Origin of the sequence: Stenotrophomonas sp. GZD-301, from assembly GCF_049310345.1 — a bacterium.
Classification (GTDB): Bacteria; Pseudomonadota; Gammaproteobacteria; order Xanthomonadales; family Xanthomonadaceae; genus Stenotrophomonas.
Map to the genome: position 1 here is coordinate 13940 of NZ_JBMOWY010000082.1, position 22451 is coordinate 36390.

Here is a 22451-nt window from a genome sequence, read left to right on the forward strand (position 1 = left end):
GTCAGGCACTCCGGGTGGCAACGGCGGGGGGAACGGCGGCGGCGCGGCGTGCCGGGCCGAATACGGCGATCTGGCCGAGCAGCCACAGCAGCACCGCACCGATCGGCAGGTAGCTGATGGGCATGCGCGGCAGCTCGTAGTTGTTCATCAGGTACAGATTGATCGTGTAGGCCATCAGCATGCCCAGCACGATGCCGACCGTGGCCAGCAGGAAATTCTCGGTCTGGAAGTAGCGCAGGATCTGGCTGCGGGTCGCGCCAAGCGCACGACGGATGCCGATCTGCTTGGTCCGTTGCTGCACCCAGAAGCTGGCCAGGCCGACGATGCCCAGCGCGGTCACCACCAGCAGCGCCACGCACACCGTGATCAGCAGGCCGACCATCGCACGGTCGTTGGCGAAGTACTTCTGGCGTTGTTCCTCGTAGCTGTACTTGCCACGGACCAGGCGGCTCGAATCCACCCGCTCCAATGCGGCGACGGAGGCCTTGATCACCTCATCCCGGCGCGACGGATCGGTCACCCGGATCAGGTAGAAGCCTTCCTCATAGGTGGTGCGCAGCGGCAGTACGATGGAGTACTGCATGTCGCCGTCACGCGAGGTGGGACGGGCCAGCACTTTGACGATGCCGATGATGCGAAGCGGCATCGAGCCACTGTAGACCGTCTTGCCCAGTGCGTCGCCGCCGGGAAACATCTTGTCGGCGATCGCCTTGGTCACCACCACGGACGAGCCGGTTTTCTCGGTCGTCTCATCGGCCATTGCCTCTTCCGCGTCGCGATACTCGTCGCTCTGGAAATCGCGGCCGGCGATCACCTCCACGCCCAGCGTATCCAGCGCGCCTTCGCGGGCGAAGTACTGCGAGGTGCTCAGCGTCGGGCGCTCCTGATTGGGGACCAGGCCGAGGCTGGTGTTCCAGGAGCTGTTGCGGAACGGGATCTGGTTCAGGGTGGTGGCGCTCTTGACCCCGGCAGTGGCACGCAGCGCGGCCAGGTCCTCACGGGTGCGCGCGGCGGCGTTGACCTGGGGGCCGATGCCGCCCAGCCGGATCTCGACCAGTTCGTTCTCGGCGATGCCGCTGGGTTGGTTGATCTTCTCGATGCGCTGGCCGATCAGGAACAACGCGTTGCAGACGATCGCGCAGGTCAGGGCGATCTCCAGCACGATAAGTGCCGCGGCGGTCTTGTGCCGGCGCAGGGTGGAGAGGATGGGACGGATATCCATGATGTGCTCCGGATCCTTACTGCGATTTGAGTTGGATGGCGGGCGTGACCTGCATGGCGCGCAGCGCCGGCAGGAACCCGGCCAGCAGGCTGGCGACCAGCGTCAGCGCGAAGGTCAGCAGCAGCATCTGCCCATCCAGCGTGGCCAGCTTGGCGTAGTCCACCGGCTGCTGCCGCACCGCATACAACCCCAGTGCCGCCAGACCCAGACCGAGCACGCCGCCGGCCAGACCGACCGTGCCGGCCTCGACCAGCGACTGCAGGAAGATCTGGCCACGGCTTGCGCCCAGTGCGCGACGCACGCCGATCTCGCCGCTTCGGCGCAGGAACTTGGCCAGCAGCAGGCCGACGGTGTTGATCAGGCAGACCAGCAGGAAGCCCATCGCCAGCCACAGCTGCAGGCGAACGTCGCCCGGCACCACCTGCTTGTAGTCCAGCCACTCCATGACATTGCGCAGGCGGACATTGTTGGGACGCTCGAAACGGCCGGCGGCGCGCTGCTGGTCGGAGTAGTTTTCCAGGTACCTGCGGTATTCCGCGGCCTGGCCGGGGTTCTCCAGTTCCACCCAGTACTGGATCCAGGTGCAGCTGGCGTTGGGGCCGGTCGGATCGGTTTCACTGCGGCGACCGAAACAGTCGATGCTGCCACTGCGGTCGAACTTCAGCTCGATGGCGGTGGAGAACGGCACGAACACATCTTCACTGTCACCGTAACGGCCTGTGTTGAGGTCGTAGAAGTGCGGGTTGGGATGCCAGTCGTCGAGCACGCCGACCACGGTCATGGTGTTGCCATTCAGCCGCAGCGACTTGCCGACACTGTTGGCGCCATTGAACAGCTTCTGGTTGAGCGTCTGCGAGATCACGGCCACGCGGCCGTGACCTTCGTCCTCGGCGCCCTTCCAGCCCTGTCCGTACTGGAACGGCGTGTCGAACATGGGGAAGAAATCTGCCGAGGTGTAGCGCGCATCGGTGACGAACGGGCGCAGCGTACTGTTGTCCGGCTCAATGGTGACGCCACCGCCGGTCATCATCGCCTGGTGCTTGGCGTGTTTGTCGTGCAGCAGCCTGTCGGCATCGAAACGGGTCAACTGGTCGGCGGGCTCTTCGCCGGGCTGGTAGCCGAGCAGCGACTGCGGGTCCACCTGCACGTTGAAGAGCCGGTCGCTCTTCTGCGGGATCGGGTCACCGGACAGCACATGGAACACGGTCAGCGTGGTCATCGAGGCGCCGATGCCCAGCGCGATGGCGAGCACCATCAGCGCGGTCAGCACCTTGTTGCGCCGGAAGCTGCGCAGGGCGAGTCGGAAGTAGTAGGCGAGCATGACGGGCCTCAGTCGTTGGCGATGGCGGCGGCAACAGCGGGGCGCGGCGTGGTCAGCACCGGATCGCGCAACAGGTCGGTGACCTGGCCGTCGACGATGTGCACGTTGCGCTTGGCGCGCGCGGCCAGCTCCGGATCATGGGTCACCATCACGATGGTGGTGCCATTGGCATTGATTTCTTCCAGCAGTTCCATCACGCCGCGTGCCATCTGGCTGTCCAGGTTGCCGGTCGGTTCGTCGGCCAGCAGCAGGCGGGGGCTGCCGGCCAGGGCGCGCGCGATGGCGGCGCGCTGCTGCTGGCCGCCGGACAGTTCGGCCGGGTAGTGCTTCATGCGCGAGCCCAGGCCCACCTGCGACAGGGCATGTTCGATGCGCTGCCTGCGTTCGGCCGCCGGCATGCCGCGGTAGCGCAGCGGCACGTCCACGTTGTCGAACAGGTTGAGGTCGGAGATCAGGTTGAAGCCCTGGAAGATGAAGCCGATCTTCTGGTTGCGCAGGCGGCTGCGCGCGTCATCGCCCAGCGTGCTCACGTCCTGGCCGTCGAGCAGGTAGGTGCCGCTGGTGAAGGTCTCCAGCAGGCCGGCAATGTTGAGGAAGGTGGTCTTGCCCGAGCCCGACGGCCCGGTCACGGCAACAAACTCGCCTTCGCGGACGTGCAGGTCCAGCGACCGCAGGGCATGGGTTTCCACCTGTTCGGTGCGGAACACTTTGGCGACCGAGCGCATCTCGAGCATGACTGTTTTCCTTTGCGGTTCGTTGAGGGTGGCGTGTGTTGGGGGAATCAGTTGATGGAGACCTGTTCGGCATCGCCGAACAGATCGCTGCCGGACACCACGACGCGATCGCCGGGCTGCAGGCCAGAGAGGATTTCCACTTCACCCAGGCTGCTCACACCGAGCTTGACCGGGCGGCGGACGGCGGTGCTGCCGTCCATGACGTAGGCATTGCCGTTGCCCTGTTCGACGAACGGGCCGCGTTCCACCTTGACCACGTTGCGGCGGGTATCGAGCATCACCCGCGTCTGCATCCGCTGGCTCTGGCGCAGGCCCTGCGGCTGCTTGTCGGAGAAACGGATGCGGGCGTTGACTTCGCCGGCCACCACTTCCGGTGATACCGCGCTGATCTCACCCGGGAACGGCTGGCCGTTGCCGCTGGTCAGCTGGGCCGGGATGCCGATCGCCAGGTCACGCGCGAAGCTCTCCGGCACCTTGATCTCGATCTCGAAGCGCGACAGGTCAACCACGCCCAGGATCGGGGCATTGGCAATCACATTGGTGTGCTGGGTCGCCTGGACCTGGCCGACCTGGCCATCGAACGGCGCGCGCAGGGTCAGCGCATCGACCTGGCGCTGCACTTCGGCCACCACCGCCTTCTGGCGTTCGGCCAGCAGGTGCTTGTTGCGGGCGTCGAGGTCGGCGCCCTGGCTCTGCAGGCGCGCATCGGTCTGCGCGTTGGCCAGCTGGATGTCGGCCTTCTTCAGGGTGTCGTTGGCCTTGGCCAGGTCGATCTGCGGCACCGCGCCGCCGTCGAAGCCGCGCTGGTAGCGCTGCAGGTCGCGGTCGGCGGCCTGGCGCTCGATGCTGGCCTGGTCGGTTTCCTTGCGGGCCTTGGCGCGGGCCAGGGTGGCGTCAAGCGTGGCCCGGCTGGCTTCGGCTTCCAGGCCGGCCAGGGTGGCCTGTTCCTGGGCCAGCTTGCTGCGCAGTTCCGGGCTGTCGATCACGGCCAGCTCCTGGCCTTTCTTGACCACGTCGCCGGCGACCACCTTCAGGTCCACCGTACCGGCCGAGATCGCGTACAGCACCGGGCTGTTGGCGGCGATCACGCGGCCGTCGGCGGCGATGTCACGGACCAGATCGCCCCGTTTGACCTCGGCGATGCGCACCCGCGCGCTGTCGAAGGAGCGGCTGGCACCCAGCCAGGCCCGGGCGGCAAAGCCGATGGCCAGCAGCACCACCAGCGCGGCCAGGCCGGGCCACAGCCAGCGCTTCCAGGGGGCAGGGGTGCCGGCAACGGAGAGAGTCTGGTCCTGGGCGGAAGTGTCGCGGATCATCGGGCTCGTTCGCGGTTGGGTTGCCCAAGAGAAAGCAGACTCCGTGCCAACTTTTAACCCAGTAAAAACAATGGCTTGAACTTCAGGTCGATCTGTCCGCCTGTCCGCGGACACCCACGCGGACACTTTCGTTAAGCGGACAGCGGCGTGGCGGACACGGGCGCCACGCTAGAATGCGGGGCTCAACGGCAGGGATCAGACTCATATGTGCGGCATTGTGGGAGCGATCGCCAATCGCGACGTGGTACCGGTACTCATCGAAGGACTGAAGCGGCTGGAATACCGCGGCTACGATTCATCCGGCATCGCGGTGCTGGAACAGGGCGACGGCCAGGCGCAGGTGCGCCGCGTGCGCCGCACCGGGCGCGTGGCGGAGATGGAGAAGGCCGCCAGCAGCGAAGGCTTCGACGCCATGCTGGGCATCGGCCACACCCGCTGGGCCACGCACGGCGGTGTGACCGAAGCCAATGCGCACCCGCACATCAGCCACGGCGTGGCGCTGGTCCACAACGGCATCATCGAGAACCACGAAGAGCAGCGCGAGAAACTGATCGCGCTGGGTTACACCTTCGAGTCGCAGACCGATACCGAAGTCATCGCGCACCTGATGCACCACCACCTCAAGGACGGCGACACCCTGCTGTCGGCGTTGCAGCGCACGGTCAAGGAATTGACCGGTGCCTACGCGCTGGCCGTGATGAGCCGCGCCGAGCCGGACCATTTCGTGTGCGCACGCATGGGCTGCCCGTTGCTGGTCGGCCTGGGTGAGGACGAGAACTTCGTCGCCTCCGACGTGTCGGCGGTCATCTCGGCCACGCGCCGGGTGATCTTCCTGGAAGAAGGCGACACCGCCGACATCCGCCGCGATGGCGTGCAGGTGTATGACGACCAGGACCAGCCGGTGGTGCGCGATGTGCACCTGTCGGACGTGTCGCTGGCCTCGCTGGAGCTGGGCCCGTACCGCCACTTCATGCAGAAGGAAATCCACGAGCAGCCGCGTGCGCTGGGCGACACCATCGAAGCGGCGATCGACGCCGGCGGTTTCCCGGCCGAGCTGTTCGGCAGGAACGCCGAGGCGGTGCTGTCGGGCATCGAAGGCGTGCAGATCATCGCGTGCGGCACCAGCTACTACGCCGGTCTGACCGCGCGCTACTGGATCGAAGCCATCTCCGGCCTGCCGTGCAGCGTGGAGATCGCCAGCGAGTACCGCTACCGCGCCGCGTATGCCAATCCGAAGCACCTGATCGTCACCATCTCCCAGTCCGGTGAAACGCTGGATACGATGGAGGCGCTCAAGTACGCCAAGTCGCTGGGGCACCTGCACACGCTGTCGATCTGCAACGTGCCGGAAAGCGCGATTCCGCGTGCCAGCGAGCTGGTCTGCTACACCCGTGCCGGTGCCGAGATCGGCGTGGCCTCGACCAAGGCCTTCACCACCCAGCTGGCTGCACTGTTCCAGCTGACCGTGGTGCTGGGCAAACTGCACGGTCGTGTGGACGCCGCGCAGGAAGCGGATTACCTGGAACAACTGCGCTTCCTGCCGGGCAGCGTGCAGCATGCGTTGAACCTGGAGCCGCAGATCGCGGCCTGGGCCGAGCGCTTTGCGCGCAAGCCCAATGCGCTGTTCCTGGGGCGCGGCCTGCACTACCCGATCGCGCTGGAAGGCGCGCTCAAGCTCAAGGAAATCTCCTACATCCACGCCGAAGCCTATCCGGCGGGCGAGCTCAAGCACGGGCCGCTGGCACTGGTGGACGAAGACATGCCGGTGGTGGTGATCGCACCGAACGACAGCCTGTTGGAGAAGGTCAAATCCAACATGCAGGAAGTGCGCGCACGCGGTGGCGAGCTGTTCGTGTTCGCCGACCAGGACAGCAACTTCGTCGAGTCCGAAGGCGTGCACGTGATCCGTACGCCGCGCCATGCCGGTGTGCTCAGTCCGATCGTGCACACCCTGCCGGTGCAGCTGCTCGCCTACCACACCGCGCTGGCACGCGGCACCGACGTGGACAAGCCGCGCAATCTGGCCAAGAGCGTGACGGTGGAGTAATCCGCCGTCGCGAGTCAGCGGCGCAGCCACTGCTCGCCGTCGCGCGGCGGCGCAGTGAGCAGCTGCGCCGCCTGATCGTCGGCCAGCACACGGGACTGCAGGAACGCGGTGCCGAGGGCACGGGCACGAGCCACCCGTGCGCCGTCCTGTGCGCCGATCAGGTTGTGGTCGCCGCCTGACAGCACCAGCGCGGTCTTGTCGCCTGCCGGTGCGGTCTGCACCGGGTACAGATGATCCACCGGATCGGTGACGAAGCCCGGCACCCGGTCTTCGTCGCCGGTGATCAGCAGCAGCGGCACCGCCAGCGTGGCATACGACTGCGGCCCGATCAGGCCTGGGATCCGGCCCGGCGACGAGTAGCCCAGCACCGCCACCACGGTGGGATCACGCAGCGGCCCAAGATCCGCAAGCGCGCCGCCGAGTACCGCCGAAATCAACGTGCCCAGGCTGTGGCCGGCAGCCACCACCGGCACCTGCGGCCAGCGTGCCGCGGCGTAGGCACTGGCCGCACGCATGTCCACCAGGCGTTCGCTGAAGCCCTGCTGCAGCGAGAACTGCGCCCGGTCCGGGTGCCTGACCGAATCGACGTGCAGCGGTGCCACCACGGCGAACCCCGCGTCCTTCCACGCCTGCAGCAACGCGTCATAGCGTGCCGGCCATGCGCCGTGACCGCTGGAGAACAGCACCACGCCGCGGACCTCCGCCGGTACCCAGACATCCATCGTGGTGGCGCGTTGCGCGGATACCTGCAACGGCACTGTGTCGGAGGGGGCCGCCCAGGCGGTGGCCAGGCACGTCAGCGACAGCAGGGCGGCGATCAGGCCGCGGAAGAACAGGGACCGGGTCATGCAGGCATCCATCTGAAGAAGACAGTGCCACTGTAGAAACCGGGCCCGGCCGGGGCAGGTGCCGGCGGTCATCGGATCGACGTGCCGGAAGTCACTTCGCCCGCCCGCCCGCCGACCCCGTCGGTCGCGGCGGGGTGAACTTTAGGGGTAGGCCACGGCGGCATTCAGCGACGGTTTTCCTGGCGGTGCCATTCTCGGGTCGTCAGCCGTTTTCAGCGACGAACTGTCCCAGATCTGCAAACTCCTGGGCCAAGGTGCGGCCGTAGAATCGAATGACCGAGGACCGGGCGCACATGCTGCCTCCCTCGCTGCAACCAGGCGCACCTCTCGACTTCAGTAACCTGCACCAGGAAACAAGAATGAACGTCCGCGAACTCCTGCAGTCCAAGAAACAACCCATCGTCACCATCGACGTGGACGACACCATCGGTGCCGCCGCACACAAGATGAGCGCGCACAAGATCGCCGCCCTCGTGGTGATGAAGGACGATGCACCGGTAAGGATCATTTCCGAGAAGGACATCGTGCGCAGCCTGGCCGACGACGGCCCGCAGGCGGGGCGCCGGGTCATCGCGACGTTGCCGTCGGCAGGTCTGGAAGGCATCGCCCCGGAGGCGACGCTGAAGCAGGCGATGGCATTGATGACCTACTCGCGGCACCGCCACCTGATGGTGACCGAGGACGCCAAGCTGGTCGGCATCCTGAGCCTGGGCGACATCGTCAAGAACCTGCTCAGCGAACTGGAGCTGGAGAAGGCCGTGCTGCAGGACATCTACATGGCGGCGCATTGACGCCAGCCGACAGCAACGCGGGTGGGTGCCGACCGCTGGCCGGCACCCCGGGAGCGCGTCACCGCCCGTAGCGGTCGTCGACCAGCCGTCGCAGGTCCTCCAGCAGCAGCCGATACGCCGCCTCCCGCGCCTCTCCATCGCTCTGTCGCAGTACCCATGCCGGATGCACCGTGGCGAACGCGCGCGTGCCATCGTCCAGTGAATGCCAGCGGCCGCGGTGGTCCTTCAGCCTGAAGCCGGCACCGAACACGGCCGTTGCCGCGGTTGCGCCCAGACACACGATCACCTCGGGGCGGACGTTCTCGATCTCGCCCTTCAGCCAGTCGCGGCACGCGTTGATGTGGGTGGCGTGCGGAGGGGTGTGGATGCGCCGCTTGCCGCGCCGCTCGAAACGGAAATGCTTGACCGCGTTGGTCAGGTACAGCGTGCTGCGGTCGATGCCCAGCTCGCGCAACGCGCGGTCGAGCAGCTGACCGGCCGGTCCCACGAAGGGATGCCCGCTCAGGTCTTCGGCATCACCCGGTTGTTCGCCCACCAGCATGATCCGGGCGTCTGCGGGGCCGTGGCCGAACACGGTCTGCGTGGCCGGCTCCCAGAGCGGGCAGCGTCGGCAGCGCGTGGCCGCCTCGCGCAGCCCGTCAAGGCCGACAGGCGCGGGGGCTGCCGCCGGGGCCGGTTGCGGGATGCGCCGTGTCGGCGCCTGCGCCTGGCGGTCGTGCATTTCCTGCACCCGGTCACCGGCGTCGCGCACCAGGCCGGGCAGCAGCGCCGCTTCGGGCAGATGCTTCCAGTAACGGGCCGGCATCTCCTGCTGCATCATCCGCGTGTTGAGCCGGGCCGGGTTGAAGATGTTGGCGTAGTAGGTACGCCACAGCGCTTCGCGCGCATCCTCGTGCGGCGCATCCTGCTGCCGTGCACCGGGGCCGAACGCGAGCGCGTGGCCATCCCACTGCACGCTGCGCGCCGGGGTCAGGATCGCCCAGCGCATGCCGGCGAACCGGCGCGCGAAGAACGGCGCAACGCGGTCCACGATGTGATGCTCCGGTTCGAACCAGGCAATGAATGCATTGTCTTCGCCCGGCACTTCGCGGAAGCGCACGAAAGCCTTCATCTTGTGGCTGTCGCGGCGCACCGCCTGGGCCAGCGCCATTGCGCGGAGCACATCCGGGTCGGCCGGGTTGGTGAGCAGGCCGCGCTCGCCGTGCACGATGCGCCACAGCATGCGGTACAGCAGCGGGAGCCGCTGCGGGTCGCTGTGGCACAGGCAGGTGGACGCCAGGTCGACGAACGCCTGCGGCACGGCAATGGTGGCGCTGTCGGTGGCCGGTGCAGGCAGGCTGGCCAGTGCCGGCGCATCCAGCAGCGAGGCCTCGCCGGCCTGCAGCCAGTCGAGCTGTTCCGGTGCAACGCGGTGCTGCAGCGCCAGCCGCGCGGTGTCGCGCCATGCCGGCAGCGACCACACCGGATCCACCCGCACACTCCAGCGCGTCATCTCACTGCGCGGCCGCGTCGGGGAACAGTGATGCCTGCCGCGGTGGCGGTGCCAGGCGCGCGCGCAGGGCGGCCGGGTTGTCCAGTGCGCGGCGGGGGTGGTGGTCGGCCAGTTGTACGAATGGCAGCAGCGTGCGCATCGGCGCCCGCAGGCGCGCCACGTCGGCCACACGCAGGCGGCCGTGACGCCGTGCCATCAGCACCCGCTTCACGTTGCGTACGCCCAGCCCGGGCACGCGCAGCAGCATGTCCTTCGAGGCCACGTTGAGATCGACCGGGAAGCGCTCGGGGTGGCGGATCGCCCAGGCCATCTTCGGGTCGATATCCAGATCGAGCATGCCGCCCTGGGTGGTGTCGGTGATCTCCTCCACCGCGTAGCCGTAGAAGCGCAGCAGCCAGTCGGCCTGGTACAGGCGGTGTTCGCGTGCCAGCGGCGGTGCCTGCAGCGGCAGCAGGCGGCTGGCATCGGGAATCGGGCTGAAGGCGGAGTAGTACACCCGGCGCATCCGGTAGTTGCCGTACAGGTTGTCGGCCGCGCTGAGGATCTGCTGGTCGCTGGCGCCGTCGGCACCGACGATCATCTGCGTGCTCTGCCCGGCCGGGGCGAAGCGCGGTGGGCGGGCGCGCCCGGCACGCTTGAGCGGCGTGGCCGCCAGCGGCGACGACACCGTGGCGGCGCCGGCGTCGCTGTCGGCCTTGGCCTGCTTGGCTTCTTCGATGCGCCAGCGCAGTTCGCCCATCGCCCCGCGAATGGACGGCAGCGATTTTTCCGGCGCGAAACTGGCCAGCCCGGCTTCGGTCGGCAGCTCGATGTTGATCGACAGGCGGTCGGCATGGCGACCGGCCGCGGCCAGCAGTTCCGGCGACGCCTCGGGAATGGTCTTGAGGTGGATATAGCCGGCGAAACGGTGCTCCTCGCGCAGCACGCGGGCCACCTCCACCATCTGCTCCATCGTGTAGTCGGCGTTGCGGATGATGCCGCTGGAGAGGAACAGGCCTTCGATGTAGTTGCGCTTGTAGAAGTCCATCGTCAACGCCACCACTTCGGCCACGCTGAAACGCGCGCGCGGCACGTTGCTGGACACGCGGTTGACGCAGTACGCGCAGTCGTAGATGCAGAAGTTGGTGAGCAGGATCTTCAGCAGCGAGACGCAGCGGCCATCCGGCGTGTAGCTGTGGCAGATGCCGGCGCCTTCGGTGCTGCCGATGCCGCCCGATGTGCGCGAGTCGCGCTTGCCTGCACCACTGGAGGCGCAGGAGGCGTCGTACTTGGCGGCATCGGCCAGGATCGCCAGCTTGCGGATCGTTTCCATGCCGATACGGTAGGCAGCACCGGTCTCATCCCATGAGACGCAGCCACCCCGACGCTGAAGCGTTCAGCGCCGGCCGCAGGCGCACGCCGTCAGAAGGTGACTTCCACCGAATCGGCGCTGTAGGTGGCCTCGCCGTGGTACACGACCTCGATGTTGTTGCCGTCCGGATCGATCACGAACGCGCCGTAGTAGCCCGGGTGGTACGGCCGTTCGCCGGGCGCGCCGTTGTCCTTGCCGCCGGCAGCCAGCGCGGCGACGTGGAAGGCATCCACGGTGGCGCGGTCGCGTGCCTGGAAGGCCAGGTGGTGGCGCCCGGTCAGTTCACCGGCCGCAGCCTCGCTGTCGGCGGTGGAGATGAACAGTTCGTCGGCCCAGAAATACGTGTCGCCTTCGCCGGCGATGGGGATGCCGATCGTGTCGAACACCGCCTGGTAGAAGCGGCGGCTGGCGGCGAGGTCACGGACCACCAGCTGCAGGTGATCGATCAGGCGGCCGCGGTGCAGGTGCATGGTTTCCATGCCGACTCCGTTGGGTGGACAGGCCGGCAGATATAGCACCGAGCGCCGCTGGCTGCACTACAGTGGCGCGCACTCTTCCGCCCGTGCGCGCGCTGCCCTAGGCTGCGCACTGGCGCCATCGTGGCATGGCGGGGAGGAATGACGATGCTGTGGTGGATGCTGCTGGCCCAGGCGGCCGTGGGAACCGGCTACGACCAGGTGCGCGCGTTGGCGCACAGCGATGAAGGCAGTCTGGAACCGGCGGCCTATACCGCCATGATCGATGGCATGAGCCGGGTGGGGGGCGATGGCTTCGCACGCTGCCTGCCCACGCCCGCACCGGACGCGCTGGCCGCGTTCACCGTGGTGCTGCAGCTGGATGCGCAGGGCAGGGTGGTGCGCACCTGGCGCGAGGGCGATGATCCGGTCGCGCGGTGCATCGAGGCCGGATTTGCCGGCACGACTGTCTTCGTGCCGCCCAAGGCGCCGTTCCACGCGGCCTTCGAATTCCAGGGCCAGCCCCAGCCCCAGCCCTGACCGGGCCGGGGATCGCGCGCGCCGGGCAGACCGGCGCACGCGGCACGCGCCGATGGATCAGGCGATCGGGGTGTTGGAGATGATCTCCACCCAGTAGCCGTCCGGGTCCTTGATGAAGGCCAGGTGCTTCATGCGGCCGTCTTCCAGGCGCTTCTGGTACGGCACCTGCAGGTCGTCGAAGCGCTTGCAGGCGGCCTGGATGTCCGGCACCGAGACGCAGATGTGGCCGAAGCCGCGCGGATCGCTGTTGCCGTTGTGGTAGACCGCCCCGTCCTGGGTTTCGGTGCCGTGGTTGTGGGTCAGTTCCAGCACGCCGGGAATGCCGGCCATCCACACCCGGCGGGCATCGTCGCCGGCGGGAATTTCGGTGCCCGCCGGCAGCAGGGCCAGGAAGTACAGGCTGAATTCGGCCTCGGCGAAGTCGCGCTGGTCGATCAGGCGGAAGCCGAGCACGCGGGTGTAGAAGTCCAGCGAGGCGGCGATGTCCTTCACGCGCAGCATGGTGTGGTTGAACACGAAACCGCTGGTTTCGGCCGGCGGCTGGGCGGCAACGCCGGGCTGGGACTGCAACGAGGCAAGGGTCATGGGGATCCTCTGAGGGAGGCCGCGCGCGGCGGCGAGACCGCCCATTCTAACGGCCCCCGCGTGGCCGGGCCGCGACGGTAGAATGGGGCGTCTCCTTGTGCAGCATTCGTCATGTCGCAGCGTGAATGGGTGGCCGCCGCCATCCGCAAGATCGAAGCCGATTTCAACCGCTCGGCCGATACCCATCTGATTCCGATGGACCTGCCCGGGTATGCCGGCATCGACCTGTATTTCAAGGACGAATCCAGCCACCCCACCGGCAGCCTGAAGCATCGGCTGGCGCGCTCGCTGTTCCTGTATGCGCTGACCAACGGCTGGCTGCGTGAGGGCCGCCCGGTAATCGAGGCCTCCAGTGGCTCCACCGCCGTGTCCGAGGCCTACTTCGCCCGTCTGCTGGGCCTGCCGTTCATCGCGGTGATTCCGGCCACGACCTCGCCGGAGAAGATCGCCGCGATCGAGTTCCAGGGCGGCAGCTGCCACCTGGTGGAGCGTGCCTGCGACCTGAACTGCGATTCGGAAAAGCTCGCCCGCGATACCGGCGGCCATTTCATGGACCAGTTCACCTACGCCGAGCGCGCCACCGACTGGCGCGCCAACAACAACATCGCCGAATCCATCTTCAAGCAGATGGCCGAAGAGCCGCATCCGATTCCCGAGTGGATCGTGTGCAGCCCCGGTACGGGCGGCACCGCCGCCACGTTGGGGCGCTACGTGAGCTACCGCCGCCATGACACCCGCATCCTGTGCGCGGACCCGGAAGTGTCGGTGTTCTACGACGGCTACTGCGCGGCCCTGGCCGGGCAGCCGTGGCGCGAGCTGACCTGCAGCGGTGGCTCGCGCGTGGAGGGAATCGGCCGGCCGCGGGTCGAATCCAGCTTCATTCCGACCAGCGTGGATGCGATGGTGAAGGTGCCCGATGCGCTGAGCCTGGCTGCGATGCGCCATGTCAGCCGGCAGCTGGGCCGCCGCGTCGGCGGCTCGACCGGCACCAACTTCATCGGTGTGCTGCAGGCCGCCGAATGGATGCGCCAGGCCGGCCGCAGCGGATCGATCGTGACCATCCTGTGCGACAGCGGCGAACGCTACGCGCACAGCTATTACAACCCCGACTGGTATCCGCGCCAGGGCATCGAGGTGGAGCAGCCCGATGCGCTCATCGCCGCGGCCGTGAATGGCCAGGGGCTGGCGCCGTTGCCGCACGCCGCGCTGGAAACGCTGTACTGATCCAGCGGCAGGGCCGGCCGCCGGGGCTGTCGGCCGGCCGCGTCGGCCGGGCGTGAACGTCGGCCATCGCCGTGGGCGTGGACCTTGTGCGCGGCCCGGGGCAGTGCCATATCGTGGGCGATGCCGCGCGTGCGGCCCTGTTGTCTGGAGATGCCCGTGACCCCCACCAATCCCCTGCTCGATTTTTCCGGCCTGCCGCGCTTCGACGTGATCCAGCCCGACCACATCGGCCCGGCCATCGAGGCGCTGCTGGCCGAGGCCGAGGCGGCCGTGACGGTGGCCGAGACCGTCACCCCGGTGACCTGGGCAACGTTCGTGGAGCCGCTTGACGACGCCACCGACCGGCTGTGGCGCGCCTGGGGCCAGGTGACCCATCTGCAGGGGGTGGTCAATACCCCGGCGCTGCGCGAGGCCTACAACGCCAACCTGCCCCGGGTGACGCGCTTTGGCACCGCGATGGGCCAGAACCTGGCGTTGTACGCGCAGTACCGTGCGTTGGCCGAGGCGCCCGAGGCGGCGCACTACACGCCGGCCCGGCGCAAGGTGCTGGACAACGCGCTGCGTGATTTCCGCCTCGGTGGCGCGGAGCTGGACGACGCCGGCAAGGCGCGTTTCAGTGCGATCCAGGAGGAACTGGCGGCCCTCTCGGCGACCTTCTCGCAGAACGTGCTGGATGCCACCGATGCCTGGTCGCTGCACGTGGACGACCGCATCGCGCTGGCGGGTCTGCCCGCCGACGTGGTGTCCGCCGCGCGTGAAGCGGCAGAGAAGGCCGGGCTGCCCGGGTGGAAGCTGACGCTGCAGATGCCGTGCTACCTGCCGGTGCAGACCTATGCCGATCATCGTCCACTGCGTGAAACGCTGTACCGCGCCAATGCCGAACGGGCCTCTGAATTCGGCGATGCCGCGCTCGACAACAGCGCCAACATCGCGCGCATCCTGGCGCTGCGCACCGAGCTGGCCGCGCTGCTCGGCTTCCCCAACTACGCCGAGTACTCCATCGCCACCAAGATGGCGCAGGACGCCCCGCAGGTACTGGGCTTCCTGCGTGACCTGGCCGCCCGCGCCAAGCCCTACGCGCAGCGCGACCGCGCCGAGCTGGAGGCCTTTGCACGCGACGAACTGCAGCTGGACGCGCTGCAGGCCTGGGACCTCGCCTACGCCGGAGAGAAGCTCAAGCAGGCGCGTTACAGCTACTCCGAGCAGGAGGTGAAACCGTACTTCACCGAGCCGACCGTGCTGGCGGGATTGTTCAACGTCATCCACGAGCTGTATGGCCTGCAGGTGCTGCCCGACAGCGCGCCGGTATGGCACCCGGACGTGCGCTTCTTCCGCCTGGTGGATGCGCAGGGCGCCCTCGTCGGGCAGTTCTACCTGGACCTGTACGCCCGCGAAGGCAAGCGTGGCGGGGCGTGGATGGACGACTGCCGCAACCGGCGCGCGACCGCAGCCGGCGTGCAGACGCCGCTGGTCTACCTGGTCTGCAACTTCGGCCGTGGCAGCGATGGACGCCCGGCCACCTTCACCCACAGCGATGTCACCACGCTGTTCCACGAAATGGGCCACGGGCTGCACCAGTTGCTGACCCGCGTCGGTGAGCTTGCCGTGGCCGGCATCAACGGCGTGGAGTGGGATGCGGTGGAGCTGCCCAGCCAGTTCATGGAGAACTTCTGCTGGGAATGGGACCGGGTGCAGGCGATGACCGCGCACGTCGACACGGGCGAGCCACTGCCGCGCGCGCTGTTCGACCGCATGCTGGCCGCGCGCAATTTCCAGAGCGGCATGTTCACTGTCCGCCAGCTGGAGTTCGCGCTGTTCGACATGCAGCTGCACAGCGCGTTCGATCCCACCCAGGACAGCGTCATCGCGCTGCTGGAGCGGGTGCGCGACGAGGTGGCGGTCAACCGGCCGCCCGCCTGGAGCCGCTTCCCGCATCAGTTCAGCCACATCTTCGCCGGCGGGTATGCGGCCGGCTACTACAGCTACAAGTGGGCCGAAGTGCTCAGCGCCGATGCCTACGCCGCGTTCGAGGAAGCGCCGGGCAGGACCGCCGAAACCGGCCGGCGGTTCCTTGAGGAAGTGCTGTCGCGCGGCGGCAGCCGCAGCGCGGCGGAGAACTTCGCCGCCTTCCGCGGGCGCGCGCCGGATGTGGCGGCATTGCTGCGGCACAACGGCATGGCGTAACCGTGGGGTCATGCCGTGATCGTGGGCCGGCGCTGCACCTGTTCACGCCGCAATCGTGGCGTAACCCTGTAGTGCCGGCCGCTGGCCGGCTCTGCACCGTGCCGGCGCGGATGCGTGGTGTGATGCGGTACGAGCAGCCGGCCAGCGGCCGGCACTACATGTAGAGCATGGTCCGGGCCATGCCACCATCGTGGCGTAACCCTGTAGTGCATGGTCCGGGTCATGCCACGATCGCTGGCCGGCTCTGCACCGTGCCGGCCCTACGTGTAGAGCATCGTCCGGGTCATGCCGCCATCGACGATGTGGTCCTGCCCGGTGATGAAGCCGGACAGCGATGACAGCAGGAACACGGCCAACGCACCGATGTCCTCGGGTTGGCCGACGCGGCCGACCGCGTGCTGGGCATGGTCGCGGCGCGACAGCTTGGGCGTACGGCGGCGTGCCGGTGCCTGCCACGCCTCGGTGGTGATCCAGCCGGGGCTGATGCTGTTCACGCGCACCTGCGGGCCTTCACTGATCGCCAGTGCATGCGTGAAGGCCACCAGCCCGCCCTTGGCGGCCGCATAGGCCTCGCTGTCCGCCTCGGACTGCCAGGCGCGGGTGGACGCGATGTTGATGATGGCGCCGGTCTGCGTAGCCGTCGACGACGCGCGCAGCGCGGGCAGCGCGTGCTTGCTGCACAGGAACGCGCCATGCAGGCTGGACAGCCGGCGCTGCCATTCGGCGAGCGTCATCGCGTCCAGCGGCGTGCCATGCGCGCTGGCGATGCCGGCATTGTTGACCAGCCCGTCGAGGCGGCCGAAGCGTTTGAGCGTGGCGTTGACCAGCGCCTGCACGCTGCGCTCGCGGGCAACGTCGGTGCGCTGGAACGCGGCGCGTTCGGGCAGCGCCCATTCCTTCAGGCAGGCCTTGCCGGCATCGGCGTCGAGGTCGGCGATCATCACGCTGCCGCCGGCCCCGAGCACGGCCTGCGCGATGCCGCGGCCCACGCCCTGCGCGCCACCGGTGACCACCACCACGCGGTCGCGCAGTGGCTGCGCCGGCCAGTCGGCGACCGCCGGGGTCAGTGGCACGGCGGATTGTCCTTGCGCCCGAGCAGACGGGTCCAGCCCTCCACGCCGAGCTTGTCGAGGGTCTCGATGTTGCGCTCGACGATCACGTCCGGGTCGGGGAACGCGGCCACCGCGCGCTCGACGCTGTCTTCGCGGAGCAGGTGCAGGGTCGGGTAGGGCGCGCGGTTGGTGTAGTTGCTCACATCGTCCGGCGCGACCCCGGCAAACTGGTACTCCGGATGGAAACTGGCCACCTGCAGGATGCCCTGCAGGTCGAGCGCCTCGATGGCCGCATCGGCGTTGTCGAGGAAGTCGTTGTAGTCCAGGAAATCGGTCAGCACGTCGGGGTGCACGATCAGCGTGGTGTCGATCTGTTCGGCCGGCGTATCGCGCAGCAGCACCAGTTCCTCGGCAAGCTGCTCGACCAGCGCTTCCGGCGTGGTCGCATCGCTGAGCACGAAGCGCACCTGGTTCTTCACGTACACCGCCTTGGCGAACGGGCACAGGTTCAGGCCGATGACGATCTGCTCCAGCCAGGTGCGGGTTTCGGCGATGACGTCGGGGCCGTCCAGGGCGGTGGCGTCGGTGAAGGAGTCATCGTTCATGGCGGGCGGTATCGCTGGCTGGGCAGATGATTGTACGGCCCCGGCACCACTGTCCATTAACTGGACAGTGTGCATGCTGGAAATCCCTTTGCAGGCAGTGGGTTGCCGCTTTCCCGCCGATGGCCAATAGGCAGTGCGCGATGGCAGGTATCCAATGCCTGGGTGAACCATGTGCAGAAGGCGGCCCTGGGGTCGTTCTTCGTCAATAGGAGCCAACAGATGAGCGATACACCGCAGTTCCTGCCCGCCGCGCTGTGGACCGGCAAGATGTTCGACGGCACCTGGCATGCCGGCGCCAGCGTCCAGGACGTGATCGAGCCGGCCACCGGCGCATCCCTGGGGTCGATCGGAATGACCGACCCGGCCGGCATTGCCGCCGCGGCCGCCACCGCCGCGCAGGCGCAGCGTGACTGGGCCAGCGCCCCGTACGAGACGCGTGCGCAGGTGCTGCGGCGGGCCGCGCAGTTGGCCGAGCAGCACACTGATGCGATCGTGGACTGGCTGATCCGCGAAAGCGGTTCGACCCGGCTGAAAGCCGGCTTCGAGGCCAAGGTCAACGCCAAGGTGCTGCATGAAGCGGCCGGGCTGCCCTCGCGCAGCATCGGCGAGGTGCTGCCCGCCGAGCCGGGCCGGCTGAACCTGGCACGCCGCCGACCGCTCGGCGTAGTGGGCGTGATCGCCCCGTTCAACTTCCCGTTGTACCTGGCGATGCGTGCGGTCGCGCCGGCCCTCGCGCTGGGCAATGCGGTGGTGCTCAAGCCCGATCCGCGCACGGCGGTCTGCGGCGGCTTTGTGATCGCGCGGCTGTTCGAACTGGCCGGCCTGCCGGCCGGGCTGCTGCACGTGCTGCCCGGTGACGGTGCGGCCGGTGCGGCGCTGACCAGCGATCCGAACATCGCCATGATCCAGTTCACCGGGTCCACCGGCGCCGGGCGCAAGGTCGGCGAAGCGGCAGGCAGGCATCTGAAAAAGGTGTCGCTGGAGCTGGGCGGCAAGAACTCGCTGATCGTGCTTGACGATGCCGACATCGACCTGGCCATTGCCAACACCGCCTGGGGCGTCTACCTGCACCAGGGGCAGATCTGCATGGCCACCGGGCGGGTGCTGGTCCAGCGCAGCATCCATGCGCGCTTCCTGGAGAAGCTGGTGGCCAAGGCGCGCTCGTTGAAGGTGGGCGACCCCGCCACCGGCGACGTGGCGATCGGGCCGCTGATCAACGCGCAGCAGCGTGACCATGCCGCTCGCGTGGTCGCCGAGGCGCAGGCCGCCGGCGCCACGCTGGCCACCGGCGGCGGCTATCGTGACCTGTTCTTCGAACCCACCGTGCTCAGCGATGTGGACCGCGACAACCCGGCGTTCCACGAAGAGATCTTCGCGCCGGTCGCGGTGGTGGTGCCGTTCGATACCGACGATGAGGCGGTGGAGCTGGCCAACGACAGCGAGTACGGCCTGTCGATGGCGATCCTGTCGAGCAACGTCGGCCGCGCGCTGAAGCTGGGCGAGCGGCTGCGTACCGGCCTGCTGCACATCAACGACCAGACCGTGAACGATGAAGTGATCAATCCGTTCGGCGGCGTCGGCGCCTCCGGCAACGGCACCAGCATCGGCGGGCCGTCCAACATCGACGAGTTCACCCAGTGGCAGTGGCTGACCGTCAAGGGCGAAGCGCCCGCCTATCCGATCTGAACGAGGACGTTGTCATGACCGCAACAGCAGAACTGCGCGACATCACCGTGGCGGTGGTGCGCGGGAAAGAACAGCCCTTCACGATCGAGAAGGCGCGCATCCGCGGGCCGCAGGACGACGAGGTGCTGGTCCGCGTGGTCGCCACCGGGCTGTGCCATACCGACCTGATCGTGCGCGACCAGTACTACCCGGTGCCGCTGCCGGCCGTGCTCGGCCATGAAGGTGCGGGCGTGGTCGAAGCGCTCGGCCCCGGGGTCAAGGACCTCAAGGTCGGCGACCACGTGGTGCTGACCTACGGCGCGTGCGGCCACTGCAATCCGTGCAGTGGCGGCCACGGTGCCTACTGCCGCGATTTCTTCGGCCTGAACTTCGGTGGCGGCGCCCTGGATGGCAGCACCGCGATCCAGGATCCCGACGGCAACCCGCTGCACGATCACTTCTTTGCGCAGTCCTCGTTCGCCACCTACGCATTGAGCCGTGAGAACAATGCGATCAAGGTGCCCGACGATGCGCCGATCGAGCTGCTCGGGCCGTTGGGCTGCGGCATCCAGACCGGTGCCGGTGCGGTGATCAATTCGCTCCGGGTGCAGGCCGGCAGCAGCTTCGCCAGCTTCGGCGCCGGTGCGGTGGGCCTGAGCGCGGTGATGGCCGCGCGCGTTGCCGGCGCAACCACCATCATCGCCATCGATGTGGTGCCCTCGCGGCTGGCGCTGGCCACCGAACTGGGCGCCACCCATGTCATCAACAGCCGCGAGGTGGACGTGGTCGAGGCCGTGCGTGCGATCACCGGCGGCGGCGCCGATTTCGCGCTCGAATCCACCGGGCGCCCCGAGGTGCTCGCGCAGGGCATCGAGGCGCTGGGTGGCCTCGGCGTGATCGGGGTGGTGGGCGCACCGAACCTGGGCACCAAGGCCGAGTTCGACGTCAACAACCTGCTGCTCGGCGGCCGCAGCATCCGCGGTATCGTCGAAGGCGACAGCGTGCCGAAGGTGTTCATCCCGCAGCTGGTGCAGCTCTACCAGCAGGGGCGGTTCCCGTTCGACAAGCTGGTGAAGTTCTATCCCCTGGACCAGATCAACCAGGCGGCCGAGGACAGCACCCGCGGCATCACGCTCAAGCCGATCCTGACCCTCGGCGGATGAAACGGTCCGTCGCGGCCCGCAGGGGTCGCGACGGCGGCGTCAGTCAGGTTGCCGGGTGTACGCTCACGGTCCGGGTAGGAGATCGACCGATGGGCGGCATGCAGCGGGAACAGCAACAGGCATTGGCGGCGGCACGCCAGCACTTCGCCGACGGCGGGGCACTGTCCGGTGCCCTGCTGGCACCGCCGGTCCAGCGCTCCTGGGAGCGCTCGCGGCTGGCCGGGGTGCAGCCGCGGCAGGAGCCGCATTACGCGCCGCTGGCCCGCCACGGCGCGCGCCTGGATGCCCCGGCGGACCGCCGCCTGGCACGTTGCGTGCGCGAGGACCTGGATCATCTCTGGGCTGCCTTCGGCGGCCGGCAGTGGACGCTGTTCTGCGTCAATGCCGACGGCATGGTGGTGGCCCAGCGCGAGCACGGTCTGGCCGACGTGCCGGTCCTGCGGCCGATCCAGGTGGGGCGCCAGCTTCGCGAATGCGACATCGGCACCACCGCGCCGGCGTGCAGCCTGGCCGACGATGCGCCGGCGCTGGTGCGCGGCAACGAGCATTATCTGGATCGCTTCGCTGCGGTGTTCTGCCTGAGCGTGCCGCTGCACGGGCTCGACGGCGAAGTGCTGGGTGCGTTGGACATCACCGGCACCGGCGAGCGCGATGCGGAGCTGCTGCATGGCTATTTCCGCCAGGCCGCGTTGTCGGCCGAGAACCGTCTCATGCAGGAGCAGCGTGCCTGCCACCTGCTGGCGGTGCAGCACGACGTGCGCTGGCTGCACTCACCGCTGCAGGGTCTGTTGGCCGTGCAGGAGGATGGGCAGATCCGGGCCGCCAATCGCGTGGTACGGCGTCTGTTCGGGCTGCCCCGGCGCGGCCCGTTGCCGCTGCTGACGCTGGATGGATTGTTTGCCGGTGCCAGCGTGCACCAGCGGCGGCGCCTGCTGCAGGCTGGCGCGCCGCACCGGGTACGACTGGACGAGGACACCGCGGTGTATGTGCAGTACCTGCGCGCGCCGCTGGCCGCACGCGCCAGCCTGCGCGTGGACGCAGCCACCACGCCGGCGGTCGACCGCACGCTGCGCGCGCACAGCGCCCAGGCCATGCGCGAGGCCGTCGCGGCACAACAGGGCAACGTCAGCGCAGCGGCACGCCAGCTCGGCGTATCACGCACCACCCTGTACAAACACCTGCGCCCGTAGAGCCGGGCTCTGCCCGGCCGCGCATGAACCCAACCCAGTAGAGCCGGGCTCTGCCCGGCTGCGAATGAACCAGCCCCGTAGAGCCGGGCTCTGCCCGGCTGGTGTCAGGTGTGCACGAATCCAAACGAAAGGCAGCCGGGTAGAACCCGGCTCTACACGGCTTGCATCAGGTGTGCACTAATCCGGACGAAAGGCAGCCGGGTAGAACCCGGCTCTACGCGGCTTGCATCAGGTGTGCACGATTCCAAACGAACGGCAGCCCCGTAGAGCCGGGCTCTGCCCGGCTTGCATCAGGTGTGCACGATTCCAAACGAAAGGCAGCCGGGTAGAACCCGGCTCTACGCGGCTTGCATCAGGTGTGCACGAATCCGGACGAACGGCAGCCGGGTAGAACCCGGCTCTACGCGGCTTGCATCAGGTGTGCACGAATCCAGACGAAAGGCAGCCGGGTAGAACCCGGCTCTACGAGGTTTGCATCAGGTGTGCAGGAATCCAAACGAAAGGCAGCCCCGTAGAGCCGGGCTCTGCCCGGCTGGTGTCAGGTGTGCACGATTCCAAACGAACGGCAGCCCCGTAGAGCCGGGCTCTGCCCGGCTTGCGTCAGGTGTGCACGAATCCAAACGAAAGGCAGCCGGGTAGAACCCGGCTCTACGCGGCTTGCGTCAG

The 22451-nt window shown here is 68.1% G+C and carries 19 protein-coding genes; 8 read left to right on the plus strand and 11 right to left on the minus strand.

The genetic code is table 11. From position 1 onward, the window contains the following. Position 1 precedes the first annotated feature (1 nt). Genes ACO6VK_RS19605 through ACO6VK_RS19620 form a run of 4 tightly spaced genes read right to left on the minus strand, consistent with a single transcriptional unit; the run spans position 2 to position 4593 of the window. Positions 2 to 1222 (minus strand): ABC transporter permease, encoded by a 1221-nt coding sequence (locus ACO6VK_RS19605; RefSeq protein WP_422510081.1) that lies wholly within the window; start codon positions 1220 to 1222, stop codon positions 2 to 4. A 16-nt stretch (positions 1223 to 1238) separates the two neighbouring features. Next, complete coding sequence (locus ACO6VK_RS19610; RefSeq protein ID WP_422510083.1) at positions 1239 to 2543, minus strand: ABC transporter permease; 1305 nt, start codon at positions 2541 to 2543, stop codon at positions 1239 to 1241. A gap of 8 nt (positions 2544 to 2551) precedes the next feature. Further along, entirely contained in the window at positions 2552 to 3277 is a 726-nt protein-coding gene (locus ACO6VK_RS19615; protein WP_422510085.1) for an ABC transporter ATP-binding protein, read from the minus strand. A gap of 47 nt (positions 3278 to 3324) precedes the next feature. Beyond that, positions 3325 to 4593, minus strand: a complete 1269-nt coding sequence (locus ACO6VK_RS19620; RefSeq protein WP_422510087.1) for an efflux RND transporter periplasmic adaptor subunit — start codon at positions 4591 to 4593, stop codon at positions 3325 to 3327. Between the two features lie 205 nt (positions 4594 to 4798). On the opposite strand from ACO6VK_RS19620, the gene glmS reads away from it, so the two are divergent. Continuing rightward, a complete protein-coding gene (glmS, locus tag ACO6VK_RS19625; RefSeq protein WP_422510089.1) occupies positions 4799 to 6640 on the plus strand; it encodes a glutamine--fructose-6-phosphate transaminase (isomerizing) in 1842 nt (613 codons plus the stop codon). 14 nt (positions 6641 to 6654) lie between these two features. On the opposite strand, the gene ACO6VK_RS19630 is transcribed toward glmS, so the two are convergent. Next, positions 6655 to 7488, minus strand: a complete 834-nt coding sequence (locus ACO6VK_RS19630; RefSeq protein ID WP_422510091.1) for an alpha/beta hydrolase family protein — start codon at positions 7486 to 7488, stop codon at positions 6655 to 6657. A gap of 359 nt (positions 7489 to 7847) precedes the next feature. Here ACO6VK_RS19630 and ACO6VK_RS19635 point away from each other — a divergent pair, with 359 nt between their 5' ends. Next, on the plus strand, positions 7848 to 8279 hold the full coding sequence (locus ACO6VK_RS19635; protein WP_422510093.1) for a CBS domain-containing protein: 432 nt from the start codon (positions 7848 to 7850) through the stop codon (positions 8277 to 8279). Positions 8280 to 8337: 58 nt separating this feature from the next. Here ACO6VK_RS19635 and ACO6VK_RS19640 read toward each other — a convergent pair whose 3' ends face one another. The 3 genes from ACO6VK_RS19640 to ACO6VK_RS19650 all read right to left on the minus strand — a co-directional run bounded on the left by ACO6VK_RS19640 (position 8338) and on the right by ACO6VK_RS19650 (position 11601). Next, positions 8338 to 9771, minus strand: a complete 1434-nt coding sequence (locus tag ACO6VK_RS19640; RefSeq protein ID WP_422510095.1) for a UdgX family uracil-DNA binding protein — start codon at positions 9769 to 9771, stop codon at positions 8338 to 8340. A 1-nt stretch (position 9772) separates the two neighbouring features. Beyond that, on the minus strand, positions 9773 to 11083 hold the full coding sequence (locus ACO6VK_RS19645) for a putative DNA modification/repair radical SAM protein (RefSeq protein WP_422510097.1): 1311 nt from the start codon (positions 11081 to 11083) through the stop codon (positions 9773 to 9775). 89 nt (positions 11084 to 11172) lie between these two features. Further along, the gene (locus ACO6VK_RS19650) at positions 11173 to 11601 is read right to left on the minus strand and encodes a VOC family protein (RefSeq protein ID WP_422510099.1); all 429 of its coding nucleotides are present in this window, start codon (positions 11599 to 11601) and stop codon (positions 11173 to 11175) included. 138 nt (positions 11602 to 11739) lie between these two features. On the opposite strand from ACO6VK_RS19650, the gene ACO6VK_RS19655 reads away from it, so the two are divergent. Then, positions 11740 to 12117, plus strand: a complete 378-nt coding sequence (locus tag ACO6VK_RS19655) for a hypothetical protein (RefSeq protein ID WP_422510101.1) — start codon at positions 11740 to 11742, stop codon at positions 12115 to 12117. 57 nt (positions 12118 to 12174) lie between these two features. Here the strand turns inward: ACO6VK_RS19655 and gloA are convergent, their stop codons facing one another. After that, positions 12175 to 12702, minus strand: a complete 528-nt coding sequence (gloA, locus tag ACO6VK_RS19660) for a lactoylglutathione lyase (RefSeq protein ID WP_422510103.1) — start codon at positions 12700 to 12702, stop codon at positions 12175 to 12177. A gap of 111 nt (positions 12703 to 12813) precedes the next feature. Here gloA and ACO6VK_RS19665 point away from each other — a divergent pair, with 111 nt between their 5' ends. Together ACO6VK_RS19665 and ACO6VK_RS19670 are read left to right on the plus strand one after the other, a co-directional pair. Beyond that, complete coding sequence (locus ACO6VK_RS19665) at positions 12814 to 13926, plus strand: PLP-dependent cysteine synthase family protein (RefSeq protein ID WP_422510105.1); 1113 nt, start codon at positions 12814 to 12816, stop codon at positions 13924 to 13926. A 150-nt stretch (positions 13927 to 14076) separates the two neighbouring features. Then, positions 14077 to 16110, plus strand: coding sequence for a M3 family metallopeptidase (locus ACO6VK_RS19670; protein WP_422510107.1), 2034 nt, complete (start codon positions 14077 to 14079; stop codon positions 16108 to 16110). A 260-nt stretch (positions 16111 to 16370) separates the two neighbouring features. Here ACO6VK_RS19670 and ACO6VK_RS19675 read toward each other — a convergent pair whose 3' ends face one another. Next, positions 16371 to 17183, minus strand: coding sequence for an SDR family oxidoreductase (locus ACO6VK_RS19675; RefSeq protein ID WP_422510109.1), 813 nt, complete (start codon positions 17181 to 17183; stop codon positions 16371 to 16373). Then, positions 17174 to 17767 (minus strand): DUF1415 domain-containing protein, encoded by a 594-nt coding sequence (locus ACO6VK_RS19680; RefSeq protein WP_422510111.1) that lies wholly within the window; start codon positions 17765 to 17767, stop codon positions 17174 to 17176. The genes ACO6VK_RS19675 and ACO6VK_RS19680 overlap by 10 nt, the downstream gene beginning before the upstream one ends. Positions 17768 to 17986: 219 nt before the next feature. On the opposite strand from ACO6VK_RS19680, the gene ACO6VK_RS19685 reads away from it, so the two are divergent. The 3 genes from ACO6VK_RS19685 to ACO6VK_RS19695 all read left to right on the plus strand — a co-directional run bounded on the left by ACO6VK_RS19685 (position 17987) and on the right by ACO6VK_RS19695 (position 21785). Beyond that, positions 17987 to 19453, plus strand: coding sequence for a benzaldehyde dehydrogenase (locus ACO6VK_RS19685; protein WP_422510113.1), 1467 nt, complete (start codon positions 17987 to 17989; stop codon positions 19451 to 19453). Positions 19454 to 19467: 14 nt separating this feature from the next. Next, a complete protein-coding gene (locus ACO6VK_RS19690; protein ID WP_422510115.1) occupies positions 19468 to 20595 on the plus strand; it encodes an NAD(P)-dependent alcohol dehydrogenase in 1128 nt (375 codons plus the stop codon). Positions 20596 to 20693: 98 nt separating this feature from the next. Continuing rightward, positions 20694 to 21785 (plus strand): helix-turn-helix domain-containing protein, encoded by a 1092-nt coding sequence (locus ACO6VK_RS19695; protein ID WP_422510117.1) that lies wholly within the window; start codon positions 20694 to 20696, stop codon positions 21783 to 21785. Positions 21786 to 22451: the final 666 nt, after the last annotated feature.